Raw genomic sequence first — 15,512 nt, 5'->3', positions numbered from 1 at the left:
AGCCTGCTTAAGCATCCTTCGAGACGCCGCTTCGCGGCTCCTCAGGATGAGGGCTCGACAAATGGTCGAACGGAGGCCTCAGCCATGCGCGTGCTCGTCCTCTATGCCCATCCGGTTCCGGAAAGCTTCGGTGCCGCGATCCATCAGACGGTGGTCGCGACGCTGAAGCGGGCGGGGCACGATGTCGACGATTGCGATCTCTATGCGGAGGGCTTCGACCCGGTGCTGAGCTGCGGCGAGCGCCGCGGCTATCACGACACAGCCAGCAACACATTGCCGGTTGCCGGCTATGTCGAGCGCGTCAGGGCCGCAGAGGCTCTGGTGCTGTGCTTTCCGGTCTGGAACTTCGGCTACCCGGCGATCCTGAAGGGTTTCCTCGACCGGGTCTTCCTGCCCGGCGTCTCGTTCAAGATGGTCGACGGAAAGGCTCAGCCCGCGCTCCACAATATCCGCAGACTTGCGGCTGTGACGAGCTATGGCGGCTCGCGCTGGCGCGCCTTTCTGGTGGGCGATCCGCCGCGCAAGGCCGTTTGCCGGGCGCTGCGCGCCGTTTGCCATCCGCTGGCGCGCACGACTTATCTGGCTCATTATGAGATGAATCTCTCGACCGTGGAGAGCCGGGGGGCATTCCTGCAAAAAGTCGCCACGAAGCTGACAGTGTTTTAGCTCTGACATCGGATTGTCATCTGTCTGTCATGTTCGCGCGCGATTACGCAGCCGGCGAAGCGTCTGCTTATCCGTCCAAGGATCGGCCCGAAGGATCGACCTATGACCAAGGCAATCGAGAAAAGCGTCGGCCGTGCCCTGCTCGTCACCGCCCGGCTGCATCGGTCGCGGATGGGCGAGAGGCTGAACGGGCTCGGCCTGTTTCCAGGGCAGGAGCAGGCGCTGAAGGCGCTGCAACCGGCGCCGATGACGATGGGCGAGCTCGCCTCGCTGCTGCGCGTGAAGCCGCCGACCGTGTCGAAGACGATCGGGCGGTTGTCGCTGCAGGGGCTGGTGACGCGCGAAGGCGGCAACCGTGACGGCCGACTGGTCCAGGTTGCCCTGACGGAAGCCGGGCAGAAGACAGCAATCGAACTCGATGCCGTCTGGAACGACGTCGAGGAGGAACTTCTCGACAAGCTCGACGGCAAGGAGCGCAAGCAGTTGCGCAAGCTGCTGCGCAAGGCGGCGAAAGGCCTGTCCAAGGCCGGCGCCGATCACGACGACCCGGACAGCGATATCGACGAGGCCGATAGCGACGCCTGATTTCTGCATGGAGCGCATGCGCTCCTGCACTGGCGAAGGCGTCTAAATCGGTTCAATCTGGTTTTGTCATTCCTCCAGAGCATGGCGAAACCGGACGTGCCCCTGCCATCCGAGGCCTCTTCCGAAGCGGGGCGAGCCCGGCTCGCGGCCATAGGCCTGATGGGCGTGGCCGTCCTGCTGTTCTCGATGCTCGATGCCAGCGCGAAATGGCTGGGGCAGTCGATGAACCCGCTGCAGGTGGTGTTTGCGCGCTACGCCGGCAGCATGATCCTGGTCTTCGCCCTGATCAATCCGTGGACGCATCCCGGCGTGCTGCGGACCAAGCGCCCCTGGTTGCAATGGGGGCGCTCGCTGCTCCTGCTCGCCTCGACCGCGCTGAATTTCATCGCCCTGCGCTATCTCCAGCTGGCCGAGACGATTTCGATCATGTTCGCGGCGCCGTTTCTCGTGGCGCTGGTCTCCGGGCCGCTCCTCGGCGAATGGCCGGGCCCACGCCGGCTGGTGGCGATCGCCGTCGGCTTTCTCGGCGTGCTGGTGGTGACGCGGCCGGGCATCGGCGGCATGCATCCGGCCGCGCTCCTCAGCGTGCTCGGCTGCTTCTGCTTCGCCTTCTACGCGCTGTCGACCCGCGTGCTCTCGGCCCATGATTCATCGGAAACGACGATGATCTATTCCGGCGCCGCCGGAACGCTCGCCACGATTCCGCTGCTGCCCTGGATCTGGGAGACGCCGCAGGGGCTGCTGCCCTGGCTGCTGATGGTCCTGGTCGGCGTGCTCGGCGGCTTCGGCCACTGGCTGCTGATCCTGGCGCATCGGCTCGCACCGGCCACGGTGCTGGCGCCGTTCATCTACTCGCAGATCGTCTGGATGGTGCTGCTCGGCTGGCTCGTCTTCGGCCAGTGGCCGGATCGCTGGACCTTTGCCGGCGCCGGGATCGTCATCGCCTCGGGGCTCTATCTGCTCTATCGCGAGCGTGTGCGGCATGTGCCGCAGGAAGCGGCTTCGGCACGGTTGGATTGAGATTGCAGGGTCATTCTCGGGCGGCGCGCCAGCGACGACCCGAGAATCTCCATGAAAGAGAAGCGCGGGTAAATCTGCCCTTCTGGATCACGAGATGCTCGGGGCAAGCCCGAGCATGACGCCCCCTGGGGCGGGGGAGCCGTTCAGACCGTAACCTGCGTGCCGACCTCGACGACGCGGCCGGTCGGGATCTGGAAGAAGTCCGTCGCGTCGGTCGCGCTCTTGGTCAGGCCGATGAAGAGATTGTCCTGCCAGATCGGCATGCCGGATTGCGGCGAGGGCTTGATCGAGCGGCGCGACAGGAAGAACGAGGTCGACATGATGTCGAACTTGAAGCCCTGCTTGCGCAGCATGGCGAGGCCCTTGGGCACGTTCGGGCTTTCCATGTAGCCATAGACCATGTCGACCCGCCAGAAGTCGTCGGTGATGCGGGCGAGGCGCACACGCTCTTCCTCGGGCACGCGCGGGGTGTCGGCCGAGCGCACGGTCAGGACGACGTTGCGCTCGTGCAGGACCTTGTTGTGCTTGAGGTTGTGCAGGAGCGAGGCCGGCGCCGTCTCAGGGTCGCTGGTCAGGAAGACTGCCATGCCCTTCACCCGGGCCGGCGGGCTCTTCGACAGCATGGTGACGAGCTCGAGCAGCGGCACGTCGGTCTTGCGGGTCTTGTCGAACAGGATCTTGGTGCCGCGCATCCAGGTCCACATCACCAGCGTCAGCGCCATGGCGAGCAGCACCGGCACATAGCCGCCGTGGAACAGCTTCAGCATGTTGGCCGAGAAGAACGAGACGTCGACCAGCAGGAAGGGGAGGATGAGCGCGGCGGTGGCCGGCAGGCTCCAGCCCCAGTGGCGACGGATGACGATGGCGGCGAGCAGAGAGGAGACCACCATCGTGCCGAAGACCGAGATGCCGTAGGCGTGCGACAGGCTGGAGGAGGTACGGAACGACCAGACCAGGATCAGCACGACCACGAGCAGCAGCAGGTTGACGCGCGGCACGTAGATCTGGCCCGAGGTCTGCTCGGAGGTGTGGCGGATCTCCATGCGCGGCAGCAGGCCGAGCTGGATCGCCTGCCGCGTCAGCGAGAAGGCGCCGGTGATGACCGACTGGCTGGCGATGATGGTCGCCACCGTCGCCATGATGACGAAGGGCAGCAGCAGGCCCTGCGGCGCGAGGCGGTAGAACGGGTTGTCGATGGCGCTCGGATCGGACAGGATCAGCGCGCCCTGGCCGAGATAGTTCAGCCACAGCGCCGGAAAGACGACATAGAGCCAGGCGCCACGGATCGGGCCGCGGCCGAAATGGCCCATATCGGCATAGAGCGCTTCGGCACCCGTCACGGCCAGACAGACCGAACCGAGCACGGCGAGCGAGACGCCGGCGTGGTCGCGGAAGAACAGCAGGGCGTAGTAGGGGTTGATCGAGCGGAAAACGCTGAGATCGTCGGCAATGTGGTAGATGCCGAGCCCGGCCAGCGTCAGGAACCAGACCAGCATGATCGGGCCGAAGAAGGTCGCGACGCGATGGGTGCCGTGGCTCTGCATCACGAAAAGGCCGATCAGGATCACCGAGGCGATCCAGAGGATGTAATCGTCGAGGGCCGGGGTGATCAGCTTGACGCCCTCGATCGCCGAGAGCACCGAGATGGCGGGGGTGATGACCGTGTCGCCGTAGAACAGGCCGGCGCCGATCATGCCGAGCAGCAGCGCAACATGGCTGCGCGCCCGGCCGAGGCTGCGCTGGGCGAGCGCGACGAGGGTCAGGATGCCGCCTTCGCCGTTGTTGTCGGCCCGCATCAGCAGCACGACATATTTCAGCGTCACGACGACGACGAGCGACCACAGGATCAGCGAGAGGACGCCGATCACGACGGTCGGCGGAACCGTGACGTTCTCCTGTCCGCCGGTCGCGGCGAGGATCGTTTCGCGAAGCGCATAGAGCGGACTCGTGCCGATATCGCCATAGACGACGCCGAGCGCGCCCAAAGCCAGAGCGGCGAAGCCGGTCCTGCCGTGTCCCTGGCTCGCAGCCTGGCCTTGGCCATCGTCGAGTCCGAAACGGGAATCCTCTGGCCGGACGGTCGCAGGATTCGGCTTCTCATGCCCCATCAGGGATCTCCGCACACGCTGCGGTGCAGCGAAAGGCCGGGGGCTCTAGCATAATGCGAACGGCGCGCAAAGGCAGGGTTCAGTTGGAGGCGCCGAGCCCGGCACCGAAGCGCCGCTCGACATAGCTCGCGACCATGGTCTTGAACTCCTCCGCAATGCCGGCGCCCCTGAGCGTGGCGACCTTCTTGCCGTCGACGAAGACCGGCGCGGTCGGCGCCTCGCCGGTTCCCGGGAGCGAGATGCCGATATCGGCGTGCTTCGACTCGCCGGGGCCGTTGACGATGCAACCCATCACCGCGACGTTGAGGTTCTCCACGCCGGGGTAGCGCGTCTTCCATTCCGGCATGGAGGTCGAAATCCAGTTCTGGATGTCGCGCGCCAACTCCTGGAACACGGTCGACGTCGTGCGCCCGCAGCCGGGGCAGGCCGCGACGAGCGGCACGAAGGCGCGGAAACCCATGGTCTGGAGCAGTTCCTGTGCCGTCTTGACCTCGAGCGTGCGGTCGCCGCCCGGCTCCGGCGTCAGCGAATAGCGGATGGTGTCGCCGATGCCTTCCTGCAGCAGGATGCCGAGCGCGGCCGAGGAGGAGACAATGCCCTTCGAGCCCATGCCGGCTTCGGTCAGGCCGAGATGGATGGCGTAGTTCGCCCGGCTCGCCAGCATGCGGTAGACGGTGATCAGGTCCTGCACGCCCGATACCTTGGCCGAGAGGATGATGTATTCGCGGGCGAGGCCGAGCTCCTCGGCACGCTCCGCCGAGAGCAGCGCCGACTGCACCATGGCCTCGCGCATGATGGCGCGGGCGTCGAGCGGGCGCTGGGCACGGGCGTTCTCGTCCATCAGGGCGGTGAGCAGCTCCTGGTCGAGCGAGCCCCAGTTGGCGCCGATGCGGACGGGCTTGCGGTGCCGGATCGCCATCTCGACGATCTGGGCGAACTGCTTGTCCTTCTTGTCCTTGAAGCCGACATTGCCGGGGTTGATCCGGTACTTCGCCAGCGCCTCGGCGCAAGCCGGATGATCGGCCAGCAGCTTGTGGCCGATATAGTGGAAGTCGCCGACCAGCGGCACATCGACGCCGATGCGGTCGAGCCGCTCGCGGATCTTCGGCACGGCGGCAGCGGCCTCGTCGCGGTCGACGGTGATGCGCACCAGCTCCGAACCTTGCCGCGCGAGCGCGGCGACCTGGGCCACCGTAGCCGCGATATCGGCCGTGTCGGTGTTGGTCATCGACTGCACGACGATCGGCGCGCCGCCGCCGACGACGACGTGGCCGACCTTGACCGGCACGGTGAGCTGCCGGGCGAGCGGGCCGGCGCGTTCCGGGGTCAGATGGGAGAAGGCGCGCTCATTCATGCGGCTGCTCTAGAGCGTTTTCATGGTTTCTGACAGCCTCATGACGAAGCGGCGTTCCGGCAATGCTCGCAGCGGCCGACGATCTCGACCATTTGATGAGAGGGCGAGAATTGCCGGGTTTCGGCGATGGCCGCCACCGCTTTCTTCATGGCGGGCGAGGAATCCTCATCGACGCCGCCGCAGACCTCGCAGATCAGGAAGGCTACGACCTCGTTCGCGCCATGGCCGTGAAGGCAGGCGACATAGGCGTTCTTCGAGGAGAGGCGGTGGACGAAACCCTGCTCGACGAGAAAATCGAGAGCGCGGTAGATCGAGATCGGGGCGAGGCGCCGCCCGCCTTTCGGCGAAATGCGGTCAGCGAGGTCATAGGCGCCGACCGGACGATGGTCCGCGTGGAGCGCTTCCAGCGCCTGCCGCCGGATCGGAGTGAGGCGAAGGCCGCGCTCGCGGCAGATCCGCTCGGCGCGCGCCAGCGCCTCGGCGGCGTGGCGGCGATGATCCTCCGCATGGCGGCAATCGCCGTCATGCGTATGATGCACATGGTTGTCATGCGTATGCGCGTTTGGCTGCATTTTCGTCATGTTGCGTTGCAAAGAGTCATCGGGCAACTTGCGAGTGCCTGTCGTTGCGGCATTGCCACGTTCAGCCCGAACCTAAGCATTTTCTCCTCGATTGTCAGGGGCCTTGACGCTCATGTTCCTCAAAGACCGTACTGCGGCCATCACCGGCTCGACCTCCGGCATCGGCCTCGCCTACGCCCGCGCGCTTGCTGCGGAGGGCGCCAATCTCGTCATCAACGGCATCCTGCCGCCAGCCGATGCAGAGAAGCTGCGCACCGACCTGGAGAAGGAGTTCGGCGTCAAGGTGGTGTTCTCGCCGGCGGACATGACGAAGCCCGCCGAGATCGCCGGCTTCATTGCCGAGGGCGAAAAGGCGTTCGGCGCCATCGACATCCTGATCAACAATGCCGGCATCCAGTACGTCGCGCCCATCGACGAGTTTCCGCTGGAAAAGTGGGACCAGATCATCGCGATCAACCTGTCCTCAGCCTTCCACACCATCCGCGCCGCCCTGCCGAAGATGAAGGAGAAGGGCTGGGGCCGCATCATCAACACCGCGTCGGCGCACGCCTTCGTCGCCTCGCCGTTCAAATCAGCCTATGTCGCCGCCAAGCATGGCATCGCCGGGCTGACCAAGACGGTGGCGCTGGAAGTCGCGACCAAGGGCATCACCGTCAACGCCATTGCGCCTGGCTATGTCTGGACGCCTCTGGTCGAGAAGCAGATCCCCGACACGATGAAGGCGCGCAACATGACCAAGGAACAGGTCATCAACGACGTGCTGCTCGACGCCCAGCCGACCAAGGAGTTCGTGACGGTCGAGCAGGTCGCGGCGCTCGCCGTCTTCCTTTGCACCGACGGGGCGAAGTCGATCACGGGAGCTACCCTGCCAATCGACGGCGGCTGGACAGCCGCGTGAGCGGGCGCCCCTCCCGCAAGGCCGAGCCGGTCAAGGGACTGGCCGGGCCGAAGGCGGAAAAGACGGTCTCGCTGGCCCTGCAAGGCGGAGGCGCCCATGGCGCCTTCACCTGGGGCGTGCTCGACGTCATCCTCGAAGACGGGCGCCTCGGCATCGAGGCCCTGACCGGGACCAGCGCCGGCGCGATGAATGCCGTGGTGCTGGTCGAAGGCTGGATCGACGGGGGCGCAGACGGCGCGCGCGCCAAGCTTGAAGCCTTCTGGCGGGCGATCAGCGTCGACGGCAAATATGCTGGCTCGGAGCGCTCGCTGCTCGACACGATGCTCGGTTCCTGGGGCCATGACGGCACGCCGCCCGGCCTGCTCTTCCTGGAGATGTTCTCGAAGGTCGCGAGCCCCTACGACATCAACCCGCTCAACATCAACCCGCTGCGCGGCGTCGTCGCCGATCTGATCGATTTCGAGAAGGTCCGGGCCTGCGACGCGGTGAAACTCTTCATCGCCGCGACCAATGTCCGTACCGGCAAGATCGCCGTGTTCGACGGCAAGGACCTGACCCCGGACCATGTGATGGCGTCGGCCTGCCTGCCGATGGTCTTCCAGGCCGTGGAGATCGACGGGGAGGCCTATTGGGACGGCGGCTATATGAGCAACCCGGCCCTGTTCCCGCTGTTCTACAAGGCTGATTGCGACGACATCCTGCTGGTGCAGATCAACCCGGTCCAGCGCAAGGAGCTGCCGACCAAGGCGCGCGAGATCCAGGACCGGATCAACGAGATCACCTTCAACGCCTCGCTGCTGCGTGAGTTGCGCGCCATCGACTTCGTCAACCGCCTCGTCGATGCCGGCAAGGTGCCGCGCGACGAGTACAAGCGCGTGCTGATGCACCGGATCGACGGCGGCCCGCCGCTGGCCGAACTGACCTCCTCGTCACGGATGAACGCCGACTGGTCCTTCCTGCTGCGGCTGCGGGACATAGGCCGCGGGGCGGCCAAGCGCTGGCTGAAGCGCAATTATGCCGCGATCGGCCACACGGAGACGCTCGACCTCCGGGAGGCGATCACCTGAGACTTCGGAACCCAGTCCCCTGATTGCAGGATTCTTCGCGTTCCGGCGTCTCACCTGTTCCCGGGACCGCGCTTGCGCGAGGGCGAGGCGAAATGCCATTCACCGTCAGGGACCCGTTTTCAGAAGGACAGGGATTTTCCATGAGCAGCAAGCTGATCGTCACCGCCGGCCCCTACAGCTTCGACGCGAAGCTCGAGCTCGAGGCCGCGCCGAAGACCTGCGCCGCCTTCCTGCGGCACCTGCCCTTCGTCAGCAAGATCGTGCATGTGCGCTGGAGCGGCGAGGGCGTCTGGATGCCGCTCGGCGATCTCGATTTCGGCGTCGGCTACGAGAACAACACGGCCTATCCGGCTCCGGGCCAGATCATCCTCTATCCGGGCGGTGTGAGCGAGACCGAGATCCTGCTCGCCTATGGCGGCGTGCAATTCGCCAGCAAGGCCGGTGTCCTCTCCGGCAACCACTTCCTTACCCTGACCTCGGGGCTTGAGAACCTCTACGCGCTCGGCCGCAAGACCCTCTGGGAAGGCGCGCAGGACATCCGCTTCGAGCTGGCCGGCTGAGCCGCATCCAGCGCACGGGTTGAGACAAGAAGGGCGGGACGCATGGCGTCCCGCCCTTTCTCTTTCACGCGGCGGCCGGCGGATCTTCCGGCGGGCTCTCCGCCGCCGGCTTGCGCGGCCTCAACATGCGGGGCTCGGCCGCTTCGGCTGGTGGCGCCTCGTCGGCCCGCGTCTCGGGCGGCGCGGCCTTCGTTTCCGCTTCGGCCTCGGGCTGTGCCGTGGCGGCCAGGTTCTGGCACAGGCCCAGCATCGCCCGCGCGATCTCGGCCTCGCCCATGATCGTCAGCGTCGCGCCGCATTTGGTGAGATGGGCAACCTCCGCATCGGAATGGGCGCGGGCGACGATCGGCAGGGTCGGATTTTCGGCACGGGCCTGCTCGCAGACCTGGCCGGCCTCGAAGCTGCCGGGGATGGCGACGAAGAGGCGGATGGCGCGCCCGACCGCCGCCGCGGACAACACCTCGGGATCGGCCGCATTGCCGACGAGCAGCTCGGCGCCGTCGCGCTTTGCGGTTTCGACCGCGTCCGGATTGTCCTCGATCACCAGCAGCTTCGAGCCCTGCGCCAGCAGGCCGGCACCGAGCAGGCTGCCCACCCGGCCGTAACCGACCACGACAATATGATCGTTGAGGCTGGTGGGAGTGATGTCGCGCTCCGGCGGTGTTTCGGGCTGGGGAGCAGGAGCCGCGGCCTTTTCCGCCGGGGCCGGCTCGGTTGGAGCGGCGGCGGGCTTTGGCTTCGGCTTCGCCGCCGCGGGCGGCTCCGAGGCCAGGCGCTCGGCCAGCGCGAACATCACGGGATTGAACAGGATCGACAGGATCGCGCCGGCGAGGATCAGATCGCGGCCCTGGGCCGGCAGGATTCCGAGCGCGCTCCCGAGCCCGGCCAGAATGAACGAGAACTCGCCGATCTGCGCGAGAGAGGCCGAGATGGTTAGCGCGACCGCGTTCGAGCGGCCGAAGGCGCGCACGATCATCCAGGCGGCGACGGATTTGCCGATCAGGATGATGGCGAGCGTCGCGATCAGCGGACCCGGCGCCCGCAGGATGATGCCGGGGTCGAAGAGCATGCCGACCGAGACGAAGAACAGCACCGCGAAAGCGTCGCGCAGCGGCAGCGTCTCCTCGGCTGCGCGCTGCGAGAGCGGCGACTCCGACAGGATCATGCCGGCGAAGAAGGCGCCGAGCGCGAAGGAGACGCCGAACAGGGTGGCGGCCGAATAGGCGACGCCCAGGGCGACTGCGAGCACGGCGAGGCGGAAGAGCTCGCGCGAGCCGGTATGGGCGACCCAGTGCAACACCCAGGGGATGACGCGCCGCCCGACGACGAGCATGAAGGCGAGGAAGCCGATCAGCTTGGCGAAGGTCAGGCCGATTACGCCCCAGATGCCGAGGTCGAAGCGGGTCGCCAGCGGCGCGCTCGCGCCCGGCTGCGAGCCGCCGTTGATGATGTCGGCCAGCACCGGCAGCAATACCAGCGCCAGCACCATGGCCATATCCTCGACGATCAGCCAGCCGACGGCGATGCGGCCGCGCTCGGTCTGGACCATCCGGCGCTCCTGCAAGGCACGCAGCAGCACGACGGTCGAGGCGGTGGAGAGGGCAAGGCCGAAGACCGCGCCGGAGAACCAGCTCCAGCCGAGCAGCGTGCCGAGTCCGAGGCCGAGCAGCGTGGCGATGCCGATCTGGACGACGGCGCCGGGCACGGCGATCGCCTTCACCGAAAGCAGGTCCTTGAGGGAGAAATGCAGGCCGACGCCGAACATCAGCAGGATGACGCCGATCTCGGCCAGCTCATTCGCGAGGTTCTGATCGGCGACGAAGCCGGGCGTGAACGGGCCGACGGCGACGCCGGCGACGAGATAGCCGACGAGGGGGGAAATCCGCAGTTTTTGGGCAAGCGCCCCGAAGACGAAAGCAAGGCCTAGGCCCGCGACAATGATGGCGATCAGCGGGCCGTGATGCATGGGTCTCCCGAATCCGAAACGTCAAGAAATCGAAAATGTTGGAACGTTTCGGAGCATGGGGACTGAGACCGCCGATTTCAACCGAAAGACGTACGTCTTTTAGGCTTGCCATGGCGAATTTTCTGTCCCTTCGGCGTGAGCCGCGGACATGAGGAAGCGACGTCGGCGGCCGGGTGACCGCGACGCAAACGGCGAATGACGGGTAAGTCCTACGCCTTGGGTTTCTCGAGCAGGACCTGGCCCTGCTTCTCGACCCCGATCTTCAGCTTCTCGGCGAAGACGGCGAGCATCCAGGGCAGCGTCACCTCGACGCGGATGAGGCGCTCCTCGACCTCGACGCGGCCATGGACGGTGTGGCCGAGCGCGCCGACGCCGAAATGCAGGCTGTCGCCCTCCCAACGCTCCTCGACGAGCTGCATCCTGACCATGCCGAGCCTGTCGCGGATGCGATCGATCCCGCTGCGCAGGCGGTTGAGCGCGGCCTCGCGGCCGAGATCATGCGAGATGGTAATGGAGACGGGCTTGCCCATGGCGCCTCATCGAGCAGTGGAACTGCAGCCAGACATGGCGACGGCGCCGGAGATTTTCCAGCGCCGCCGAAAGCCCGCCGAAAAGCGGGCGTGACGATCGACAAGATAATCCTGAAAGATAAGCGCGAGAGAGCCCGGCGATCTGCCGGGAGCTCAGCTGCGTTCGCTCAGGCGCTGCTGACCGGATTGCGTGACGTGCCACGCGGCTCCATCCGTCTCGACGAGCCCGCGATCGCGCAAGGCGAGCAGCATCGTATCGTCGAAGATGAAATGCTGGGTCTTTTCTTCGATGCTTTCCAGCGCGATCCATTCCGGATCCGAGAGAACCGAGGGATGTGCGATCTGGAGGTGCTGAACGTGCATATAGCGTCTCCTTCTCGTTGATTGCCCCTGTTCCCGGGGAGATCGCATCCAAACATGACCGGGTTATGGCCGAACAGCGAAGAATGATGACCCATGGCTTTTCGCGTCGGCCGTCTTTTCACGCGTCGGCGGGAACCCAGCCGCTCCGTCCCTCGTTCCATGGCCGTGCCCCCTTTCAGAAACGGAGAGACCGCCATGGCGATCGCCAACAGATTTCCGCCGGATGTGCCTACCACTGCCGAGGAAGCTCAGGATCAGGTCGAGTCCACGGTGAGCACGCTGCGCGGCAAGGCGGCGGATATGGCCGACAAGGCGAGCGAGACCGTGAAGGACGGCTATGAGCGGGCGAGGGAAGCCTGGGACGAGGCCGACCCGATCGCGACGGCCCGTGAAGGCGGGCAAGCCGTGGCGCGGACGGTGGAGCGGCATCCGCTCGCGACGCTCGGTCTCGGTGCCGTGAGCATCGGGCTGATCGCCTGGGCTACGCTGCGCAGCCGGCCTGTCTCGCGCTGGGAGCGTTATCAGCCCGACTATGGCCGGGTGCGTGGCTGGCTCAATGACTACGGCTCCGACGCCGCGGAAGCCGGAAGCCGTGCCTTGAAGGCTGGCAGCAACTGGCTGAGCGCCCGCCGCGACCTCGCGGACGACTATGCGGATCGCGCCAACGACTATGCGTCGCGCGCGCGCGAATACGCCGACACGGGCGGGCGCATGCTGGTCAAGCGGGCCGAGCGCGAGCCGATGGCCGCCCTGGTCGGGCTCGGACTCGCCGTCTACGTGATCGGCTCTCTGCTGGCCTCGGCCTCGAGCAGGGAGGAGCCGGCGCCCGCTCCGGCCCGCAGGCGCTCAACCAAGCGCTGAGCGGAATCAGGGGTTTCGAAAGCGCATAAGGAAAAGCCCTGCGGCGCGAGGCGTCGCAGGGCTCCCGAATTGCTTGAGCGGCGCCTCCGGGAGGCGCCGCTCAATTGTTACCACCAGTAGCGGCGCGGGCCGTAATAACCGGGGCCGTAGTAGTAGTTGCGGCTGGCGCCGGCCGCGATCGCGCCGCCAACGACGCCCGCAGCCACACCTGCGGCGACCGCGTTGCCGGCCTCGTTCGAAGCGCGACGGTTCTCGACATAGTTCGCCGAGCGGCACTGCTGGTAAGCGCGAGTGCCGGGACGGAAGCCCTGGGCCTCACAGGTGACTTCAGCGTCAGCCATGGACTCCTGCGCGGTCTGGCAACCGGCGAGGAGAGCGGCCATCGCGCCGACGATCAGAATGCTACGCATATTTTATCCTTTTCAGCCTCCCATTGGCCTGCGGGGACTTAAGAGCAGCCGTCGTTGCAGGTCAAGAATGTCTCAGGTCTTGCGTTAAAGTTCGCACAGCCGAAATCATTCAATAGCCGCACAATTCCGCTCAAATTGAGTGAACCCCGATCTGGTGAAGGAACCCGAAGGGGCATGCACAGATCCGGGCTTGCATTTGCGCGACAGCAGCGGAACATGATGGCCAAACCGATCAGGACAGTCTGGACCATGTCGATGCCGCGTTTCTTCCTTCTTCTGCCGGCTTTGTTTCTGGGAGCTTGCGCCTATCACACCTCGCGGAGCAGCGCGGTCGTGGTCACGGATACGCAGAGCGTGGTGGAGGGCTGCACCAAGCTCGGCGTGATCGACGGCAAGTCCGATCTGCATTCGGTGCTGCTCACCGATACGGCGCGCGATACGATCGTGACGCGTCTGAAGATCAGGGCGGCGGAGATGGGCGGGAGCCATGTCGTCTCCAGCGCCGCCGACATCAAGTGGAAGGGGCCGGACACATCGGGCACGGTCTACGAGTGCGTCCGGTGAGCCGGGTGGCCGGCTCGTTCCGGTAAGAGGGCGGGGGCCTGAGCCAGGCGCCCGCAAGGAGCCGGCAATCAGCCCTTCAGCAGCCACTCATGCTCGGCGGCGTTGTGGAATTTCCAGGTCCGCTTCGGGCCGGCCATGACGTTGAGATAATAAAGATCGTAGCCGTGGCAGGTGGCGCAGGGGTGATAGCCCTTCGGCACCAGCACGACGTCGCCGTCCTCGATCGCCATGGCTTCGTCGAGGCTGCGGTCATCCGTGTAGACGCGCTGGAAGCCGAAGCCCTGAGGCGGGTTGAGGCGGTGGTAATAGGTCTCTTCAAGATAGGACTCCTGCGGCAGGTCGTCCCGATCGTGCTTGTGCGGCGGGTAGCTCGAGGTGTTGCCGGCGGGGGTGATGACCTCGACGACGAGCAGCGAATCCGCCGGCTCGCCTTCCGGCAGGATGTTGGTGACGTGGCGGGTGTTGGAACCCTTGCCGCGAATCTCCTGGCCGAGATCGTCCGGTCCGATGACGCGCACGGGCAAGCCGCCTCCGAGACCGGGGGCCGTGCAGACCGCGAGTTCGAGATCGGTGGTGGCGGTGACGGACCAGTCCGAGCCTTGCGGAACATAGACCGACCAGGGTTTGCCCTCGAAGGGGCTCATGCGCTGGCCGAGCTCGCCGAGTTCCTTGCCGCCGGCTTCCGCCTTGCCCTTGCCGGTGACGAAGACAAGGCAGGTCTCGCGATCGCCGGTCGGGGCCGAGACGGTCTCGCCCGGCTTCAAGCGGTGCAGATCGAAGCCGACATAGGTCCAGCCGGCATTCTCCGGCGTGACATGCGTGACGTGGCCGTGGGAGCCGTTGGGCTTGACCTTGAGATGGGACATGGGGGCTCTCCAGCGCATTCTCGGTGGGCTCGTCATGCTCGGGCTCGACCCGAGCGTCTCCGGCAAGAGATTCTCGGGTTTGCGCTTCGCTTCGCCCGAGAATGACGTTGTATTCAGACCAGGCCCGCTTCCTTGATGAAGCGCGCCAGATTGGCATGCCCGAGCTTCGCGTAAGCGGCTGGCTCGGCCTTCTTCGGGTCCTGCTCGGCCTCGACCACGATCCAGCCCGAATAGTCCCAGAGCTCTCTCAGCACGCGGACATAGTCGATCAGGCCATCGCCCGGCACGGTGTAGACGCCTGCGAGGACGGATTCGAGGAAGGACCAGTCCTCGCGATTGGAACGCCACATCACCTCCTCGCGGATATCCTTGCAATGGACGTGGTGGATGCGCGCCTTCCAGTGGCGGGCGATGCGAGCGGGATCGCCGCCGCCCCAGGTGGCGTGGCCGGTGTCGAGCAGCAGGCCGACGGCCGGGCCGGTGACGCCCATGAACCGGTCGATCTCGGCCTCGGTCTGCACGACCGTGCCCATGTGGTGGTGATAGACGAGCTGCAGGCCGTACTCCGCCTTCACCGCCTCGGCGAAGTTGGTGTAGCGCGCGCCGAAATCGTCCCAGCGGGCCTTGGGCAGCATGGGGCGGGCCGAGAGCGGCTTGGTGATGTCGGAGTGGATCGCGTTCGAGGTCTCGGCGGCGATCAGCACCGAGCAGCCCATGTCGCGCAGCAGCGTCGCATGCGCCTTCACCGCTTCCATCTCGGCGGCGACGTCGCGGACGAGCAGCTCGGTCGAATACCAGCCGGAGACCAGCGCATGGCCGTGGGCGTCGAGGATCGGCTTCAGCCGGGCGGCCTCGCGCGGGAACTTGTTCCCGAGTTCCATGCCGGTGAAGCCGGCTTCACGCGCCTCCTTCAGGCAGGTTTCGAGCGGGATGTCGCCGCCGATCTCGAGCATGTCGTCATTCGACCAGCCGATGGGGTTCGCGCCGATGCGGATCATGTGTCGGGTCTTTCTCATTCATGGTTGCCGCCGTCATTGCGAGCGTAGCGAAGCAATCCAGGTCTCGTGGAGCTCGACGTCTCCTGGATTGCTTCGCTACGCTCGCAATGACGGC

17 protein-coding genes are annotated in these 15,512 nt (G+C 66.0%); 9 read left to right on the top strand and 8 right to left on the bottom strand.

Translation table 11 applies throughout. The features are described 5' to 3' along the window. Positions 1-84 precede the first annotated feature (84 nt). The 3 genes from AC1DIN_RS20710 (at position 85) to AC1DIN_RS20700 (ending at position 2,271) form a co-directional block, all read left to right on the top strand. Positions 85-666: an NAD(P)H-dependent oxidoreductase gene (locus AC1DIN_RS20710; protein ID WP_476765872.1), complete on the top strand. Its 582-nt coding sequence runs from the start codon at positions 85-87 to the stop codon at positions 664-666. Between the two features lie 102 nt (positions 667-768). Continuing rightward, entirely contained in the window at positions 769-1,251 is a 483-nt protein-coding gene (locus tag AC1DIN_RS20705) for a MarR family winged helix-turn-helix transcriptional regulator (protein ID WP_441472974.1), read from the top strand. A 96-nt stretch (positions 1,252-1,347) separates the two neighbouring features. Beyond that, positions 1,348-2,271, top strand: a complete 924-nt coding sequence (locus tag AC1DIN_RS20700; RefSeq protein WP_476811137.1) for a DMT family transporter — start codon at positions 1,348-1,350, stop codon at positions 2,269-2,271. Between the two features lie 143 nt (positions 2,272-2,414). Here AC1DIN_RS20700 and AC1DIN_RS20695 read toward each other — a convergent pair whose 3' ends face one another. From AC1DIN_RS20695 to AC1DIN_RS20685, 3 genes are all read right to left on the bottom strand, one after another. Next, positions 2,415-4,379, bottom strand: coding sequence for a potassium transporter Kup (locus AC1DIN_RS20695; RefSeq protein WP_441472972.1), 1,965 nt, complete (start codon positions 4,377-4,379; stop codon positions 2,415-2,417). Positions 4,380-4,458: 79 nt separating this feature from the next. Beyond that, positions 4,459-5,733 carry a flavodoxin-dependent (E)-4-hydroxy-3-methylbut-2-enyl-diphosphate synthase gene (gene ispG / locus AC1DIN_RS20690; protein WP_476765869.1) on the bottom strand — a complete coding sequence of 425 codons (1,275 nt, stop codon included), beginning with the start codon at positions 5,731-5,733 and terminating at the stop codon, positions 4,459-4,461. A 38-nt stretch (positions 5,734-5,771) separates the two neighbouring features. After that, entirely contained in the window at positions 5,772-6,314 is a 543-nt protein-coding gene (locus AC1DIN_RS20685; RefSeq protein ID WP_441472970.1) for a Fur family transcriptional regulator, read from the bottom strand. 112 nt (positions 6,315-6,426) lie between these two features. Between AC1DIN_RS20685 and AC1DIN_RS20680 the strand changes: the two genes are divergently transcribed. The 3 genes from AC1DIN_RS20680 (at position 6,427) to AC1DIN_RS20670 (ending at position 8,839) form a co-directional block, all read left to right on the top strand. Next, positions 6,427-7,212 carry a 3-hydroxybutyrate dehydrogenase gene (locus tag AC1DIN_RS20680; protein WP_476811136.1) on the top strand — a complete coding sequence of 262 codons (786 nt, stop codon included), beginning with the start codon at positions 6,427-6,429 and terminating at the stop codon, positions 7,210-7,212. Continuing rightward, positions 7,209-8,279, top strand: coding sequence for a patatin-like phospholipase family protein (locus tag AC1DIN_RS20675; protein WP_476811135.1), 1,071 nt, complete (start codon positions 7,209-7,211; stop codon positions 8,277-8,279). The genes AC1DIN_RS20680 and AC1DIN_RS20675 overlap by 4 nt, the downstream gene beginning before the upstream one ends. A 140-nt stretch (positions 8,280-8,419) precedes the next feature. Then, complete coding sequence (locus tag AC1DIN_RS20670) at positions 8,420-8,839, top strand: DUF3830 family protein (protein ID WP_476765868.1); 420 nt, start codon at positions 8,420-8,422, stop codon at positions 8,837-8,839. Between the two features lie 64 nt (positions 8,840-8,903). Here the strand turns inward: AC1DIN_RS20670 and AC1DIN_RS20665 are convergent, their stop codons facing one another. Further along, positions 8,904-10,805, bottom strand: coding sequence for a cation:proton antiporter domain-containing protein (locus tag AC1DIN_RS20665; RefSeq protein WP_476811134.1), 1,902 nt, complete (start codon positions 10,803-10,805; stop codon positions 8,904-8,906). A 209-nt stretch (positions 10,806-11,014) separates the two neighbouring features. After that, positions 11,015-11,335, bottom strand: a complete 321-nt coding sequence (locus AC1DIN_RS20660) for a polyhydroxyalkanoic acid system family protein (RefSeq protein ID WP_441472965.1) — start codon at positions 11,333-11,335, stop codon at positions 11,015-11,017. A 90-nt stretch (positions 11,336-11,425) separates the two neighbouring features. Between AC1DIN_RS20660 and AC1DIN_RS20655 the strand changes: the two genes are divergently transcribed. Then, the gene (locus AC1DIN_RS20655) at positions 11,426-11,719 is read left to right on the top strand and encodes a hypothetical protein (protein WP_476811133.1); all 294 of its coding nucleotides are present in this window, start codon (positions 11,426-11,428) and stop codon (positions 11,717-11,719) included. Between the two features lie 174 nt (positions 11,720-11,893). Next, on the top strand, positions 11,894-12,559 hold the full coding sequence (locus tag AC1DIN_RS20650) for a hypothetical protein (protein WP_476765866.1): 666 nt from the start codon (positions 11,894-11,896) through the stop codon (positions 12,557-12,559). A 107-nt stretch (positions 12,560-12,666) separates the two neighbouring features. Here AC1DIN_RS20650 and AC1DIN_RS20645 read toward each other — a convergent pair whose 3' ends face one another. Continuing rightward, on the bottom strand, positions 12,667-12,969 hold the full coding sequence (locus tag AC1DIN_RS20645) for a hypothetical protein (protein ID WP_441472962.1): 303 nt from the start codon (positions 12,967-12,969) through the stop codon (positions 12,667-12,669). A 249-nt stretch (positions 12,970-13,218) separates the two neighbouring features. Between AC1DIN_RS20645 and AC1DIN_RS20640 the strand changes: the two genes are divergently transcribed. Continuing rightward, on the top strand, positions 13,219-13,533 hold the full coding sequence (locus AC1DIN_RS20640) for a hypothetical protein (RefSeq protein WP_476811132.1): 315 nt from the start codon (positions 13,219-13,221) through the stop codon (positions 13,531-13,533). A 68-nt stretch (positions 13,534-13,601) separates the two neighbouring features. Here the strand turns inward: AC1DIN_RS20640 and iolB are convergent, their stop codons facing one another. Both iolB and iolE read right to left on the bottom strand, forming a co-directional pair. Beyond that, entirely contained in the window at positions 13,602-14,399 is a 798-nt protein-coding gene (gene iolB / locus AC1DIN_RS20635; RefSeq protein ID WP_476765864.1) for a 5-deoxy-glucuronate isomerase, read from the bottom strand. 113 nt (positions 14,400-14,512) lie between these two features. Beyond that, positions 14,513-15,397 (bottom strand): myo-inosose-2 dehydratase, encoded by an 885-nt coding sequence (gene iolE, locus AC1DIN_RS20630; protein ID WP_476811159.1) that lies wholly within the window; start codon positions 15,395-15,397, stop codon positions 14,513-14,515. Between the last annotated feature and the right edge of the window lie 115 nt (positions 15,398-15,512).

It is taken from the genome of Allobosea sp. 05T438 (assembly GCF_056396025.1).
Note: the sequence above shows the minus strand (reverse complement) of the source record. Positions and strands in the feature narration are given on the sequence as shown.